The organism is Massilia sp. NP310, from assembly GCF_019443485.1.
GTDB classification, from domain to species: Bacteria; Pseudomonadota; Gammaproteobacteria; order Burkholderiales; family Burkholderiaceae_D; genus Telluria; species Telluria timonae.
Window position 1 is genome coordinate 860,146 of record NZ_CP080379.1, and the last position, 15,378, is coordinate 875,523.

Here is a 15,378-nt window from a genome sequence, read left to right on the forward strand (position 1 = left end):
GTGACATTCGGTGAATAACATGGGGCGGGCGGCGCGGTAACATGGGTATTTTGTCGCCTGGCCGCCCATGACATCCATCCGTGTATTGCTATTGCCTGCGCTGCTGGCGTTCTTCACCACCGCGGCGTCGGCCGCCATGCAATGCGGCGAGCCATGCCACACCCTGGTGCGCGACGCCCACGTGCTCGAGGGGCAGGGCAAGTACCAGGAAGCGCTCGACAAGTACAAGGCCGCGCAGCAGGCCGACCCCAACGCCTCGCTGCCGGTGTCGCTGCAGGCCGGCCTGATGCTCAAACTGTCCAGCGTGGCCCCGAAGGACAAGGCGGCGCAGGTGCGCCAGGCGGCGCGCGCCCTGGCCGAGCGCGCGACCACGCTCGCCGCCGACGATCCGATCGCGCACGAGGTCTTGCGCATGCTGGACGACGACGGCGCGTCGCCCCTGCATACGCCGAATCCGCGCGCTGCGAAGCTGCTGGCCGAAGGCTCGGCCCTGTTCGCGCAGCGCAAGCCGAAGGAAGCCCTGCTCAAGTACGAAGCGGCGATGGAGGCCGACCCCAAGGCGTCGAGCGCCTGGGTGGGCGCGGCGGATTGCCACTTCATGCAGGGCGACTGGCCGCGCGCCGAGGCGCTGTTCCGGCGCGCCACCGAGATCGAACCGCAAAATGCGCAGGCGTGGCGCTTCCTGTCCGACGCCTTGCTGGCGCAGGGCCAACGCACCCAGGCCGAATCAGCCCTGTATGCGTCGATCGCGGCCGATCCGTCGCAACGTCCGAGCTGGGGCAAGCTGGCCAGGCTGCGCGCCGCCGCCGGCCTGCCATTGAAGTCGCTGGCGTTCAGGCGTGGCGTGCGCGTGGCGCAGGAGGCGGACGGCAAGTTCACGATCCATATCGACGAGTCGGCCGCCGGCCAGGCCGATACCCCGAACTACGCGATGCGGCTGCTGCTCGGCATGAGCGAATCCAACCAGCGCCAGTCGGAGAGCGCCGCCGACAAATCGCCGTACGAGATCGAACTGGGCGCGTGGCGCACCGCCCTGAAGGTGATGGACGAGACCAGGGCGCTCGGCGACCAGCGCGTGACCGACCCCGCCTTGCTGCAGATGCAGGCGCTGGCGAAGGATGGGCAGCTGGAGCCGGCGATCCTGCTGCTCCTGTTCCGCCAGTCGTATCGGCCGGCGCTGAACGCTTGGCTGGCCGCCAATCCAGGCGGCGTCAAAGGGTTCATCGACCGCTACGGCCTGCAGCCTTGATCGATTGGCAGGAAGCGAACGGCCGCGCATGTCGCCTTTAGGTATAGTGCGGCCATGCCTTCACCTGACAAACATCCCACTACGCCCGACGGAAGGTACTTCGTCGTCTCGGGCCGCTTGTGGCGAGCCAGCAATCCCGGCCTTGCGCCGGACGAGCGCCAGCAGCTGGTCGACCAGCTCATGAAGGCTCGGCGGGACGTCGGCGCCGCCCTGAAGGCGCGCGACGGCAATGCCGAGCGGGCCGCGCGCCAGGCGGTCGACGCAGCCAAGCGCGCCCTGGGAGAGCGTGGGCCGGTATGGTGGACCGATGGCGCGCCGGATCTCAATCGGCGGATGGTGGCGAATACGCCTTACGCAGCGTGGTTCGCGTCGCTCCAGGCCTGAAGGCGAAGATCAGTCGCTGACCTTGCCGCGCAAGGCCTTGGTCTGGCTGCTGCGCGCCTTGGCGTCCAGGCGCCGCAATTGCGACCCACGCGTCGGCCGGGTCGGGCGACGCGTCAGCGGCACGACCGCGGCCTTGTCGACCAGCTCCTGCAGGCGGCGCAGGCCGTCCTCCTTGTTCTGTTCCAGGCTGCGCGACTGCTGCGCCTTGAGCACCAGCACGCCTTCCTGCGTGATGCGCGCGTCGCTCGTGGCAAGCAGGCGATCCTTGACGTGTTGCGGCAGCGACGAGGCGCCGATGTCGAACCGCGCATGCACGGCGCACGAGACCTTGTTGACGTTCTGGCCTCCCGGACCCTGGGCCCGGATTGCGCTGAATTCGACTTCGAGAGGATTGATGACGGCCATGGCGTCATTGTAAACCGGCCGGCGGCCTGCAAACAAAGTGAAGATATTAGAGAATAGAGGGTTCCGTCTCAACTTCTTCGTCACTCATGACCAATTCTGCATCCTTGTCCGGCGCACGACGCGCCGACATCAACCTGCGGCCCTTCGGCGTCGCATTCCTGCTCATCGTGCTTGGCGCCTGGTACCTGACGCAGGTCGTCGGTCCGCGCCAGGCCGCGCTCTACATCGTCGGCGCGCTGCTCGGCGTCGCCTTGTACCACGCGGCCTTCGGCTTCACCTCGGCCTGGCGCGTGTTCATCGCCGACGGCCGCGGCGCCGGCCTGCGCGCGCAAATGCTGATGCTGGCCGTCGGCGTCGTGCTGTTCTTCCCGGCGCTCGCCGGCGGCACATTGTTCGGCAACCCGGTCACCGGGCTGGTGCAGCCGGCCGGCACGTCCGTCATCGTCGGCGCCTTCATCTTCGGCATCGGCATGCAGCTGGGCGGCGGTTGCGCCTCGGGCACGCTGTACACGGTCGGAGGCGGCAGCACGCGCATGATCGTCACGCTGTTGTTCTTCATCGTCGGCTCGCTGATCGGCACCGCCCACATGCCGTTCTGGACCGCGATGCCGCAACTGCCGCCGCTGTCGGCGGTGAAGGAACTGGGCCTGGCCCCGGCGCTGGCGCTGAACCTGCTCGTGTTCGCCCTGATCGCGGCCGTCACGGTCGTGGTCGAGAAGCGCCGTCACGGCCGGCTGGTCGCGGCGCAGTCGCAACCGACCGGCGGCGCGCGCTGGCTGCGCGGTCCGTGGCCGCTGGTGGCCGGCGCGCTGGCGCTGGTGGTGCTCAACTTCGCCACCCTGGCCCTGTCGGGCCGGCCGTGGGGCGTGACCTCGGCGTTCGCGCTGTGGGGCGCCAAAGCTGCATCGGCGGCCGGCATCGACGTCGCCAGCTGGACCTACTGGTCGAGCGGCGCCAACGCCGCCGCGCTGGCCGCGCCGGTGTGGAAGGATGTGACTTCGGTGATGGACATCGGCATCGTGCTCGGCGCGATGCTGGCGGCGGCGCTGGCCGGCCGCTATGCGCCGGTGTGGAAGCTGCCACTGCGTTCGCTGGTCGCGGCGGTGGTCGGCGGCCTGCTGCTCGGCTACGGCGCGCGCCTGGCCTACGGCTGCAATATCGGCGCCTATTTCAGCGGGATCATCTCGGGCAGCCTGCATGGCTGGCTGTGGCTGGTGGTCGCGTTCATCGGGAACGTGGTCGGCACGCGCTTGCGGCCGTTGTTCGGGCTGGAAGTGGAGCGGGTGAAGCTGGGCGGTTGCTGATCGGTCTTGTCCGTCCCTCCCGCCGCCGCGCGCTAGTGTCCGGAATAATTTCGGGAACTTGAAACAAGCCACTTCATAGGGCAAACCACGTCGTTCCCGCGCAGGCGGGAACCCAAGTGTGAGCAGCCGCCAGCCCAAAAGCTCGCCTCCGGGGGAACGACGTTTTCATGCTGACTTCGGAAGGCGCTTCGGCTTAACTCCAGGGTAGTTCAGCCGGCTAATCGTGATAACTCACGCTCCCGCTCCCCGCCCGGCTGATACTGCGCTCCCCCGGATTCCCATACACCTCGACATCGCCGCTGCCGCTGAGCGACACCTTCACCTTGCTGCGCGCCTGCACCGCACTGTCGCCCGAGCCGCTCTGGCTCACCGTGACCTCCTCGGCGCGCAGGTGCTCGGCGTCGAGGTGCCCCGAGCCGGTGGTGCTGGCGTCGAGCTCGCGCGCGGTGCCGACCACGGTGATCCGGCCCGATCCCATCAGGCGTGTCTCGACCCGGTCCATGGCGGCGCCGCCATTCACGTCCAGGTCGCCGCTGCCGGTCAGGCCCACCTTGGCGGTGCGGAAGCGTCCGTTGAAGCGCACGCTGCCCGATCCATTCAACTGCACCTCGATCTCGTCGCCCGAGAAGCCGTTGATGCTGCTGTCGCCGCTGCCGTCGATCCGGACCGAACTCAGGGCCGGCAAGGTCAGGTCGACCACCAGCGGTTCGCGGTGGCGCAGCACCATGCCGCGGATGCCGATGCGCAGCACGTTGCCGTCGCCCGTCACCTCGACATTGCCCAGCATGCGCTGCTCGCCGCTCACTTGCAGCGCAGGCGTGGCGCCGTAGCGCAGGTTCAGGTCGATCGGGCCGTCGAGTTCGACGACCTCGACGCCGGAAGGCACGCTGCGGGTGTCCTGCGACACAGCGCGGCGCTCCGTGATGCTGGTGGTGCCGTTGGCGCGCAGCATGCTGTAGCTCAGCGCCACCAGCACGGCGGCCAGCAGCAGCAGGGCGAGTCCGATTTTCATCAAGGCGCGCATGGTGTCCTTATCCCTTCAGCAGCGACAGGTTCATGTTCACGTAGCGGCGGATGCCCAGCAGCGTGTATTTGGTGAGGACGATCGACAGCAGGAACAGCGCGATGCCGCCCAGGATCAGCGCGCAGCCGAAGGCCACTTGCGTGCTGCGCGAGCCGGGGTCCATCTCGGTCGTGATCTGGATCTTGCGCTCCGCCACCGCCTCGGCCCCGCGCATGAAGCGCGAGTTGCGGTCGTCGCGCTCGGTGCGCGTCTCGGGGTTGTCCTCTTCAAGAGCAGGCGCCGGTTCGTCGAACACATGGATGCCGTTGGCGCCGATTGTGACCCGGGTCTGCGACTCGACCGGCTCGCCATCGTCGCTGATCACCATGCGCGTCAGCGGGGCGCTCAGGATCAGTTCGTTCGAGCCGGCCAGTCCGCTGGCGGTCACGGCGATGCCCGAGACGTAGACGCCGAAGGCGGACAGGTAGAGCGACATCAAGAGCGACGCGAACACCGCGGCCGGGATCAGCATGAACAGATTAAAAATCAACAGGCCGATGCCCGAGACGACGGTGCGCGCGACATTGCCAGATGGTTTCTTGTCTTTATTGCCATCCTTGAGGTCGGCCAGGTGGGCGCTGGTGCGCAGGGTCACCGCGACCTGGCGCGGATCGCCCAGCTCGGCGGCCACCTCGTGTTCCGGCCGGCCGGCGGCGCTCCCGTCGACGAAACGCTGCTCGTACCAGGCCAGGGTTCTGGCCTGGGTTTCCGGTGGCAGGCCCATCAGGGCCCGCTTGAGCGCGTCGAGGTATTCCAGCTTGCCCATGTCGTTGCGGCGCTCCGTCAATGGTGGCCGAGGGCCGGGATCGAGCCGATCGCCAGGACGGTCGCATGCGCCGAGCCGCCGATCAGTTCTGGCTTGACCAGCACCAGGGTGCTCAGCGCCACGATGGCAAGGATGGCAACGGCGTGCAGGCCGAGACGGGGTTTCATAGTCATTTCCATAAGACGGTTTTTGATGCTGCTACCTTACGGAATCGCCTGATGCGGCGCCATGGGTGTGCGACAGGCTGCGCTTTTCGCGGGGCAGGGCGCCGTAGGCACGGATGGCCGTCGCCGCCGCCTGGCCGCTGCGCACCGCCGTTTCCAGGGTGGCCGGGTAGTCGCTGGCCGTGTAGTCGCCGGCCAGCACCAGGCCGGGCAGGGCGGTGGTGTTGCCTGGCCGCACTAGTCCGGGTGTGCAGCTGAAGGTCGCGCGTTTCTCGGTGATCAGCTGGGTCCAGGTCGGATTCGCCAGTTCCGGCCGTCCGAAATCCTGGGCCAGTTGAGAGGCGATGGCTGCTGCCAGCTGCTCGCGCGGCAGGTTCGCCGCGTCGCCGGCGGCGCTGACCACCACCGCCAGCAGGCCGTCCTGGGCCGCATCCAGCTGGGCGCGGTCGAACACGAACTGGCCCCAGCGGTGTGCCGCAGGGTCGTCCAGCAGCGCGTAGAACGGCAGCGCGAGCCGGGTGCCGGGCGCGTATTGCAGGTAGCAGGTGGCGATCGGTTCGTGGGTGAAGGCCGCGAGCAGGCCGGCCACCTCGGCGGCTTCGGTGAGCCCCGCCAGCAGCGCGGCGCTCACCGGCGCCGGCGTGGCCAGCACCACGGCGTCGAAGCGCTCGGCCGGCAGGTCGCCGCCGGGCTCCACCTGCCAGCCGTCGCCCTCGCGCTTGATGCCCGCGACCTTCACGCCCAGGCGCACGGCATGACCCTGGCGCTCGAGCCAGGCGCCGGCCGGTTTCGGGAACAGCGCCCCCATCGGCAGGCGCGGCAGCAGCATGTCGGAGGCCGCGCGCCGGCTGGCGCCCAGGCTGTCGCGCAGCACCGCCAGGAACACATTGGCCGAGGCGCGTTCCGGCGGCGTGTTCAGGGCCGCGATGCACAGCGGGCGCCACATCAAGCGTGTCAGTCGTTCGGTCTGGTCGAAACGCTCGAGCAGCTCGAGCACCGTGCAGTCGTCGTTCAGCTGCCAGCCCATCCAGCGCCCGGCGCTGTTGAAGCGGGCCAGGGCCAGCTTGTCGGCGCGCTCGAGGCCCTTGGCGCGCAGCAGGGCGAACGCCAGGTGCAGCGGCGCCGGCAGGCGTGGCGCGGCGAAGTCCATGCCGTCGCCCCCCGCGGGATAGCGCATCTGGACCGGCAGGCGCAGGAATGCTGTCTTTTCGTCGACGCCCACCTGTTTCATCAGGCGCAGCGATGCGCGGTAGGCGCCCAGCAGGATGTGCTGGCCATTGTCCAGTTCCACGCCGCGCACTTCGACGCCGCGCGCCCGCCCGCCCAGGCTGCGCGCAGCCTCGTACAAGGTCACCTGGCAGCCCTGGCGCGCCAGCTCGACCGCCGCCGCGCAGCCGGCCCAGCCGCCGCCGGCAACCGCGACCCGCATGCTAGGTGCGGACATAGGTCTTCCACGCCAGCCACAGTTTGCGCAGCGGCGTGAGCGAGATGCGCTGGTTGAGCACGTGGAAACCGTCGCGCTGGATTTCGTCCAGCAGGGTGCGGTAGATGGCGGCCATCATCAGGCCGGGACGCTGGGCGCGCCGGTCTTCCTTCGGCAGCAGGGCCAGGGCCTCGTCGTAGATGGTTTGCGCGCGCTCGGCCTGGAAGCGCATCAGCGCTTCGAACTTCTCGCTGTGCTGCAGCTTGAGCAGGTCGTTGGCGGTGACGCCGAACTGCTGCAGGTCGTTGACCGGCAGGTAGATGCGGCCCTTGCGCGCATCGTCGCCGACGTCGCGGATGATGTTCGTCAGCTGGAACGCCAGGCCGAGCTTTTCGGCGTAGGCCAGGGTCTGCGGATTGGTGTAGCCGAAGATGCTGGCCGACAGGATGCCGACCACGCCCGCCACGTGCCAGCAATAGCGCTGCAGGCCGGGGTAGTCGAGGTAGCGGCTCTGGTCGAGGTCCATCTCCATGCCGTCGACGATGGCCAGCAGGTGTTTTTCTTCCAGTTGATAGGTGGCGACGTGCGGCTGCAGGGCCAGCATCACCGGGTGGGTCGGGGTGCCCAAATACATCTTCGAGACCTCGGTGCGCCACCAGGCCAGCTTGATGCGCGCCACCGAGCCGTCGGTGGCCTCGTCGACGGTGTCGTCGACTTCGCGGCAGAAGGCGTACAGCGCCGTGATCGCGCGCCGGCGCTCGGGCGGAAGAAACAGGAAGCTGTAGTAGAAACTGGAGCCGCTCTGGACGGTCTTTTGCTGGCAGTATTCGTCTGGAGACATGAAATCGTCGTGAAATGCTGGTCGGGGCGCGGCCGGATCGGGTCCCGGCGCGCTGTCAATCCGCTATCTTATCCGATGAACGTGAAATCGGGGTTGCCCGAAGGGTTATTACATACGTAATGCGCCCCAGCCGACCATGAACCAGTCGGGCGCCGACAGCACCGGACGGCGCCGGAACACGTCGTAGCCGGCCTGTTCGATGCGGTCGAGGATGCGCAGGCCGCCCTGGACCACCATCCGCAGCTCCCAGCCGATCCGGCCCGGCAGGCGCTTGGCCAGCGGAGCGCCGGACAGCATCAGCGCGCGGGTGCGCTCGACCTCGAAGCGCATCAGGGCCTGGAACGGGGCGTCGACCGTGCCGGCGCGCAGCGCCGCCTCGCTCACCTTGAAGCGCGCCAGGTCCTCCAGCGGAAGATAAATGCGGCCCTTCTCGAGGTCGATCGCCACGTCCTGCAAGAAGTTCGTCAGCTGCAGCGCGCTGCAGATGGCGTCGGCGTCGCGCAGATTATCGGCGTCGTCGGCGCCGTACAGCGCCAGCATCAGGCGCCCGACCGGATCGGCCGAGCGACGGCAGTAATCGAGCAGGCTGGCATAGTCGGCATAGCGCTGGGTGACGACGTCCTGCTTGAAGGCCGACAGCAGGTCGCGCATCGGGTCCAGCGGCAGGCGATACTGGGCGACGACGCCGGCCAGGCGGGCGAACATCGGATGCGACGACGTCGCGCCGACATCGATCAGGTCCAATTCACGTTCGTAGGCTTCAAGGGCGGCCAGCCGCTCATCCGGCGTGGCATGGCCTTCGTCGGCCAGGTCGTCGGCGCTGCGCGCGAAGGCATAGATCGCCTCGACCGCCGGCACCAGGCGGCGCGGCAGCAGGATCGAGGCGACAGGAAAGTTTTCGTAGTGGTCTACGGCCATTTTGGACGGATGACTCTAAAGTCATCTGATTTATCTATTTGCATGATTATAATTGCTGGAATACAAACTGGCGCTTATGTACCCCTCATGCGCAGCCAGCTCCGGCCCGAGACGCCGCAAGATCAGCCAAAGGATTGCCACTGTGTTTTCCCGATTTTCTTCTTCCGCCCTGCGCGCGGCCGTGCTGGCGCCGCTTGCCGCCGCCGCGCTCCTCGCCTGTTCCAAGCCCGCCCCGCCGCCCGAAGACGTGCGTCCGGTGCGCGTGACTACCCTGGCCGTCGATAGCGCGGGTGAGCGCCTGGAGTTCTCCGGCGACGTGCGCCCGCGCTACGAGTCGCAGCTCGGTTTCCGGGTCGGCGGCAAGATCGTCGAGCGCAAGGTGGACGTCGGCGCCACGGTCAGGCGCGGCGACGTGCTGATGCGGCTCGACCCGCAAGACCTGCGCCTGGCCGAAACCCAGGCCAGGGCCACCCTGCGCGCGGCCGAGACCGAGCGCGATCTGGCGCGCGCCGACTACAAGCGCCACGTCGACCTGCGCGCCCAGAATTTCGTCAGCCAGGCCGTGCTCGACACCAAGCAGAGCGCCCTGAAGGCGGCCCAGGCCAATGTCGACGCCGCCCGCGCCGGCCTGCGCGGCCAGGCCAACCAGTCCAACTATACGAGCCTGACGGCCGACGCCGACGGCGTGGTGACCGCCATCGAGGCCGAAGTGGGGCAGGTGGTGCAACCGGGCAGCCCGGTGGTGCGCGTGGCGCGCACGGTCGAGAAGGAAGTGGTGATCGGCATCCCCGAAGACAAGGTCGGTCAGCTGCGCGCGGCCAGCGACGTCACCGTGCGCCTGTGGGCCAACGAGGCCGTGGCGATCCCCGGCAAGATCCGCGAGGTGTCGCCGGTGGCCGATCCTGCCACCCGTACCTATACGGTGAAAGTGGCGATTCCCGAGAGCGCCGAAGTACGGCTGGGCATGACCGCGACCGTCGAACTGGCGACGAGCGGCAATGGCGCGGCCGGCCTGCGCCTGCCCTTGACCGCGCTGGTGCAGCAGAAGGGCGCCAGCGCCGTCTGGGTCGTCGAGAACGGCGCCGTCAAGCTGGTGCCGGTGCAGGTGGTCGGACAGGTGCGCAATGACGTGCTGGTCGCGGGCCAGGTCGCCGCCGGCCAGAAAGTCGTCACCGCCGGCGTCAACCTGCTGAAGAATGGCCAGAAGGTGCGCATCCTCACCGCCGACGTCTCGCGCCGCGCCGATACCGAGGCGCTCGTATCCGGCGAGGGCCGCAAATGAAGGGCTTCAACCTGTCGCGCTGGGCGCTGGAGCACATTCCGCTCACGCGTTTCCTGATCGCCGCCTGCATGCTGTTCGGGATCCTCAGTTACTTCGAGCTGGGCCAGGACGAGGATCCGCCCTTCACCTTCCGCGCGATGGTGGTGCGCGCCGTGTGGCCGGGCGCCACCGCGCTGCAGATGGCCGAGCAGGTGACCGACCCGCTGGAACGCAAGCTCCAGGAGACGCCCTACATCCATACCATCCGCAGCTTTTCCAAGCCGGGCGAGACCACCATCATCCTCGAACTGCGCGAATCGACGCCGCCGTCCGAGACCTCGCCGGCCTGGTACCAGGTGCGCAAGAAGATCGGCGATATCGCCGGCACCCTGCCGCAGGGCGTGATCGGACCGTTCTTCAACGATGAATTCGGCGACACCTACGGCTCCATCTTCGCGCTGTCGGGCGACGGCTTCACCTACGCCGAGATGCGCGACTATGCCGACTTCGTGCGCCAGCAGCTGCTGCGCGTGCCGCTGGTGGCCAAGGTCGAGCAGTTCGGGGTGCAGGACGAGAAGGTGTACATCGAGTTCTCGAGCAAGAAGTTCGCCCAGTTGGGCGTGCCGTTCGAGCAGATCGTCAACCAGATCGCGACCCAGAACGAGATCGAAGCCAGTGGCGTGCTGGTGACGCCGAGCGACAACCTGCAGGTGCGGGTGACGGGCGCGCTGCGCACGCTGGGCCAGATCGAGGACCTGCAATTGCGCGCCGGCGGCACCACCTTCCGCCTGGGCGACTTCGCCACCGTCAAGCGCGGCTACCAGGATCCGCCGGCGGAGAAGATGCGCTTCAACGGCAAGGAAGTGATCGGCCTGGGCGTGTCGATGCAAAAGGGCGGCAACATCATCACCATGGGCGAAGGCTTGAGCGAGACGGTGGCGCGCACCCGCTCCCAGCTCCCGGTCGGCATCGAGCTCGAACGGGTGGCCGACCAGCCGCAGGCGGTGACGGCCTCGGTCGGCGAGTTCGTCAAGGTGCTGATCGAGGCGGTGGTGATCGTGCTGATCGTGTCCTTCCTGGCCCTGGGCCTGCATACCAAGCCGAAGTGGCGCGTGGACGTGTATCCGGGCCTGGTGGTGGCGCTGTCGATCCCGCTGGTGCTGGCGATCACCTTCCTGTTCATGCGCATGCTGGACATTTCGCTGCACAAGATTTCGCTGGGCGCCCTGATCATCGCCCTGGGCCTCCTGGTGGACGACGCCATCATCGCGGTGGAGATGATGGTGCGCAAGATGGAAGAGGGTCTGTCTCGCTTCGAGGCGGCCACCTTCGCCTATACCTCGACCGCGATGCCGATGCTGACCGGCACCCTGATCACGGCGGCGGGCTTCCTGCCGATCGGCCTGGCCGAATCGGCCGCCGGGGAGTACACGTTTACGATGTTCTCGGTGAACGGGCTGGCGCTGCTGATTTCGTGGGTGGTGGCGGTGACTTTCACCCCGTACATCGGCTTCCTGCTGTTGAAGGTGAAGCCGCATGCTGCCGGCGAGGGCGGTCATCACGACGTGTTCGACACGCCCGGCTACCAGCGCTTCCGGCGCCTGGTGAACCGCTGCGTCGAGTGGAGAAAAACCACGATCGCGCTGAGCCTGGGCGTGTTCGCGCTGGGCGTGTTCGGCTTCAATTTCATCGAGAAGCAGTTCTTCCCGGATTCGAGCCGCCCCGAGCTGATGGTGGAAATGTGGTCGCCCGAAGGCACCAGCTTCGCCGCCAACGAAGCCGTCGTGAAGCGCTTCGAGGCCTTCCTGGCGAAGCAGGAGGGGGTGCAGAGCGTGACGAGCTACGTCGGCACCGGCAGTCCGCGCTTCTACCTGCCGCTGGACCAGATCTTCCCGCAGTCGAACGTCTCGCAGCTGGTGGTGCTGCCCGTCGATGCGGAAGCGCGCGAGCGCCTGCGCATGAAGATCATCGAGGTGTTCAAGGCCGACTTCCCCGAGGTGCGCGGTCGCGTGAAACTGCTGCCGAACGGGCCGCCGGTGCCGTACCCGGTGCAGTTCCAGGTGCTGGGGCCGGACATCGGCATGGTGCGGACCATCGCCGACCAGGTCAAGGAAGTGATGGCCGCCAACCCGAACACGCTGGGCGTGAACGACAACTGGAACGAATCGGTCAAGGTGCTGCGCCTGGACCTCGACCAGGACAAGCTGCGCGCGCTGGGCGTGACCTCGCAACAGGTGCGGCGCGTGGTGCAGACCACCCTGAGCGGCACCCCGATCGGCCAGTTCCGCGAATCGAACCGCCTGATCGACATGGTGGTGCGCCAGCCGCTGGAAGAGCGTTCGACCATCACCCGCTTGCAGGAAGCCCTGGTGCCGACCGCCGGCGGACGCGCCGTCACCATCAGCCAGGTCGCGCGGGTGCAGTTCGTGTGGGAGCCGGGCGTGGTCTGGCGCGAGGGCCGCGAGTGGGCGATCATGGTGCAGTCCGACGTGGTGGAGGGCATCCAGGGGCCGACCGTGACCGACCAGGTCGATGCCAAACTCGCCGATATCCGGTCCAAGTTGCCGGCCGGCTACCGCGTGACGGTGGAGGGCGCCGCAGCCGACAGCTCCGAGGCGGAGGCCTCGATCATGGCCAATGTGCCGCTGGTGCTGTTCATCACCTTTACCTTGCTGATGCTGCAGCTGCACAGCTTCTCGCGTTCGCTGCTGGTGTTCCTCACCGGTCCGCTGGGCGTGGCGGGTGCGGCGATGGCGCTCCTGATCCTGGACCGGCCGTTCGGCTTCGTCGCCAATCTTGGCGTGATCGCGCTGTTCGGGATGATCATCCGCAACTCGGTGATCCTGGTCGACCAGATCGAGCACGACATCGCGAATGGCAGCCATCCATGGGATGCGATCGTGGAATCGGCGGTGCGGCGTTGCCGGCCGATCCTGTTGACGGCCGCCGCCGCGGCGCTGGCCATGATCCCGCTGTCGAGGTCGACGTTCTGGGGGCCGATGGCGGTGGCGATCATGGGCGGCCTGATCGTGGCCACGGCGTTGACCTTGCTGTTCTTGCCGGCCTTGTATGCGACCTGGTTCCGCGTCAAGAAGCCGGAGTCGTGACTGGCGTGGGCGGGGCAGGGTGGACGGGGCAGGGTGGGAGGTTCGCCGTCCACGCGTCCGATATACGAATGAGCTGCAAGATTCATTGCGCGATACCCCGCACTCCTAAAAATGATGCCCAATAGTGTCAGAAATTCCAGTAAAATAATCGTTTGAAGTTGTAGCCCCTAAACATTGGAGTGCAGGGCGGCCGGTTTCACTGTCGGTCGTCCTTTGTTTTTGTGGCAATTATGCAATCCTGAGCGAGGATGGCGAAATTGGTAGACGCACCAGGTTTAGGTCCTGACGCCAGCAATGGTGTGGGGGTTCGAGTCCCCCTCCTCGCACCACGAATAATTATTTTTTTGGACGATTTTTACAATGGCAACTGCAGTCGAAACCCTGGGTAAACTCGAGCGTCGCTTGACGATCTCTTTTCCGGTCGCTGACGTCCGTACCGAAGTCGAAAAGCGCCTGAAACAGCAGGCCAAGACGGCCCGCGCGCCGGGCTTCCGTCCAGGTAAAGTGCCCCTGAAGATGGTTGCTGCCCAGTACGGCTACCAGATCGAAACCGACGTGCTGAACGACAAGGTCGGCCGCGCTTTCAACGACGCCGCCGTCGAGAACGAACTGCGCGTTGCCGGTTTCCCGAAAATCGAACCGAAGCAAGATGCGCCTGAAGGCACCCTGTCCTTCGACGCCACCTTCGAAGTGTACCCGGAAGTCGTGATCGGCGACCTGGCTGCCGTCGAAGTCGAAACCGTTTCGACCGACGTCAGCGACGTCGAGATCGACAAGACCATCGACATCCTGCGCAAGCAGCGCGTGCACTACCACACCAAGGGTGAGGCAGGCGAGCACGGCACCGGCGGCGAAGCCGTGGCTGCCAATGGCGACCGCGTGACCGTCGACTTCGTCGGCACCCTGGACGGCGTCGAATTCGCTGGCGGCAAGGCGGAAGACTACGCCTTCGTGCTGGGCGAAGGCCGCATGCTGCCGGAATTCGAAGCCGCGACCGTGGGCCTGAAAGTCGGCGAAAGCAAGACCTTCCCGCTGGCCTTCCCGGAGGATTACCATGGCAAGGACGTGGCCGGCAAGACCGCCGAGTTCACGATCACCCTGAAAGCCCTGGAGTGGGCGCACCTGCCGGAAGTCGACGCCGAATTCGCCCAATCGCTGGGCATCGAAGACGGCTCGATCGACAAAATGCGCGAAGACATCAAGGTCAACCTGGAACGCGAAGTGCGCGCCCGTGTCAAAGCACGTAACAAGGAAGCCGTGATGGACGCCCTGGTCAAGTCGACCGAACTGGACGTGCCGCAAGTCATGATCGAGCAAGATTCGGAGCGCCTGGCCGAAATGACCCGCCAGGACATGGCGCAGCGCGGCATGGACGTGTCCAAGCTGCCATTCCCGGCCGAGATGTTCAAGGACAAGGCAGAGCGCCGCGTGCGCCTGGGCCTGATCCTGTCGCAACTGGTCGCCGACAACAACCTGCAAGCTACCCAAGAGCAGGTGAAGGCCCAGATCGAAGACTTCTCGCAAAGCTACGAAGATCCGAAAGAAGTCCTGAAGTACTACTTCAGCGACCGTCGTCGCCTGGGTGAAGTCGAAGCTCTTGTATTGGAAGAAAACGTCGTCAACTATGTACTCGGCAAGGCGAAAGTGTCGACCACGACCATCGCTTTCGATGAACTGATGGGCAGCGTCCCACAGGCCTAAAGAATCGAACTTGCCGGCCTCCAGGGCCGGCATTTTTTTCAATGGCCTCTTTATAAGGAACGAGACAGGTATGATTCGTAATCCGGCATTGGATACACAAGCACTCGGCATGGTGCCGATGGTGATCGAACAGAGTGGCCGCGGCGAGCGCGCCTATGACATCTATTCGCGCCTCTTGAAGGAGCGCGTGATCTTCCTGGTCGGTCCTGTCAACGACCAGATGGCGAACCTGATCGTCGCCCAGATGCTGTTCCTGGAAAGTGAAAATCCTGACAAGGATATTTCGCTCTACATTAATTCCCCGGGCGGTTCCGTCTCGGCGGGGCTGGCGATCTTCGACACGATGAACTTCATCAAGCCCGACGTCTCGACCCTGTGCACGGGTCTGGCCGCCTCGATGGGCGCCTTCCTGCTGGCCGCCGGCGCCAAGGGCAAGCGCTTCTCGCTGCCGAACTCGCGCGTCATGATCCACCAGCCATCGGGCGGATCGCAGGGCATGGCGTCGGATATCGAAATCCAGGCCAAGGAAATCCTGTACCTGCGCGAGCGCCTGGCGCGCATCATGGCCGACAACACCGGCCAGAGCATCGAGCAGATCCACAAGGATACCGACCGCGACCGCTTCATGTCCGCGGAAGAATCCGTCGAATATGGCATGATCGACAAGGTCCTGACCAGCCGCGGCCAAGCCTGAACCTCTTAGAGGTGTTGGAAAAAAACGCCCGGACGCGATCACGTTCGGGCGTTTGTTTTTTATTTCGGGTAGCATGTTCGTACGTGCACAAGTTGCGC

General features: G+C 66.3%; 14 protein-coding genes and 1 tRNA gene. 8 read left to right on the plus strand and 7 right to left on the minus strand.

Features of this window, described 5'->3' with window-relative positions:
* Positions 1-67: 67 nt before the first annotated feature.
* Positions 68-1,249, plus strand: coding sequence for a tetratricopeptide repeat protein (locus tag KY496_RS03950; protein ID WP_219863971.1), 1,182 nt, complete (start codon positions 68-70; stop codon positions 1,247-1,249).
* A 54-nt stretch (positions 1,250-1,303) separates the two neighbouring features.
* Positions 1,304-1,633 (plus strand): hypothetical protein, encoded by a 330-nt coding sequence (locus KY496_RS03955; protein ID WP_071363001.1) that lies wholly within the window; start codon positions 1,304-1,306, stop codon positions 1,631-1,633.
* A gap of 9 nt (positions 1,634-1,642) precedes the next feature.
* Here KY496_RS03955 and arfB read toward each other — a convergent pair whose 3' ends face one another.
* Complete coding sequence (gene arfB / locus KY496_RS03960) at positions 1,643-2,038, minus strand: alternative ribosome rescue aminoacyl-tRNA hydrolase ArfB (protein ID WP_219863973.1); 396 nt, start codon at positions 2,036-2,038, stop codon at positions 1,643-1,645.
* Positions 2,039-2,124: 86 nt separating this feature from the next.
* On the opposite strand from arfB, the gene KY496_RS03965 reads away from it, so the two are divergent.
* Positions 2,125-3,342: a YeeE/YedE family protein gene (locus KY496_RS03965; RefSeq protein ID WP_219863975.1), complete on the plus strand. Its 1,218-nt coding sequence runs from the start codon at positions 2,125-2,127 to the stop codon at positions 3,340-3,342.
* Positions 3,343-3,559: 217 nt separating this feature from the next.
* Here the strand turns inward: KY496_RS03965 and KY496_RS03970 are convergent, their stop codons facing one another.
* The 6 genes from KY496_RS03970 to hpnC form a co-directional block, all read right to left on the minus strand.
* A complete protein-coding gene (locus KY496_RS03970; RefSeq protein ID WP_229520410.1) occupies positions 3,560-4,354 on the minus strand; it encodes a GIN domain-containing protein in 795 nt (264 codons plus the stop codon).
* Between the two features lie 19 nt (positions 4,355-4,373).
* The gene (locus tag KY496_RS03975; RefSeq protein WP_005671164.1) at positions 4,374-5,171 is read right to left on the minus strand and encodes a DUF1700 domain-containing protein; all 798 of its coding nucleotides are present in this window, start codon (positions 5,169-5,171) and stop codon (positions 4,374-4,376) included.
* A 17-nt stretch (positions 5,172-5,188) separates the two neighbouring features.
* Positions 5,189-5,338, minus strand: a complete 150-nt coding sequence (locus KY496_RS03980) for a hypothetical protein (RefSeq protein WP_177185558.1) — start codon at positions 5,336-5,338, stop codon at positions 5,189-5,191.
* A gap of 31 nt (positions 5,339-5,369) precedes the next feature.
* Positions 5,370-6,779 carry a hydroxysqualene dehydroxylase HpnE gene (gene hpnE, locus KY496_RS03985; protein WP_219863977.1) on the minus strand — a complete coding sequence of 470 codons (1,410 nt, stop codon included), beginning with the start codon at positions 6,777-6,779 and terminating at the stop codon, positions 5,370-5,372.
* Positions 6,766-7,599 carry a presqualene diphosphate synthase HpnD gene (gene hpnD, locus KY496_RS03990; protein WP_219863978.1) on the minus strand — a complete coding sequence of 278 codons (834 nt, stop codon included), beginning with the start codon at positions 7,597-7,599 and terminating at the stop codon, positions 6,766-6,768. Before hpnD ends, hpnE begins: the two co-directional genes overlap by 14 nt.
* Positions 7,600-7,707: 108 nt before the next feature.
* A complete protein-coding gene (gene hpnC / locus KY496_RS03995; RefSeq protein WP_219863979.1) occupies positions 7,708-8,517 on the minus strand; it encodes a squalene synthase HpnC in 810 nt (269 codons plus the stop codon).
* A 142-nt stretch (positions 8,518-8,659) separates the two neighbouring features.
* Here hpnC and KY496_RS04000 point away from each other — a divergent pair, with 142 nt between their 5' ends.
* The 5 genes from KY496_RS04000 to clpP all read left to right on the plus strand — a co-directional run bounded on the left by KY496_RS04000 (position 8,660) and on the right by clpP (position 15,280).
* A complete protein-coding gene (locus tag KY496_RS04000; protein WP_219863980.1) occupies positions 8,660-9,799 on the plus strand; it encodes an efflux RND transporter periplasmic adaptor subunit in 1,140 nt (379 codons plus the stop codon).
* Positions 9,796-12,885: an efflux RND transporter permease subunit gene (locus KY496_RS04005; protein WP_219863981.1), complete on the plus strand. Its 3,090-nt coding sequence runs from the start codon at positions 9,796-9,798 to the stop codon at positions 12,883-12,885. The genes KY496_RS04000 and KY496_RS04005 overlap by 4 nt, the downstream gene beginning before the upstream one ends.
* Before the next feature lie 242 nt (positions 12,886-13,127).
* Positions 13,128-13,214: transfer RNA gene (locus tag KY496_RS04010), tRNA-Leu, on the plus strand.
* 31 nt (positions 13,215-13,245) lie between these two features.
* Complete coding sequence (tig, locus tag KY496_RS04015; protein WP_005671148.1) at positions 13,246-14,586, plus strand: trigger factor; 1,341 nt, start codon at positions 13,246-13,248, stop codon at positions 14,584-14,586.
* A 70-nt stretch (positions 14,587-14,656) separates the two neighbouring features.
* Positions 14,657-15,280: an ATP-dependent Clp endopeptidase proteolytic subunit ClpP gene (gene clpP / locus KY496_RS04020; protein WP_005671146.1), complete on the plus strand. Its 624-nt coding sequence runs from the start codon at positions 14,657-14,659 to the stop codon at positions 15,278-15,280.
* Positions 15,281-15,378: the final 98 nt, after the last annotated feature.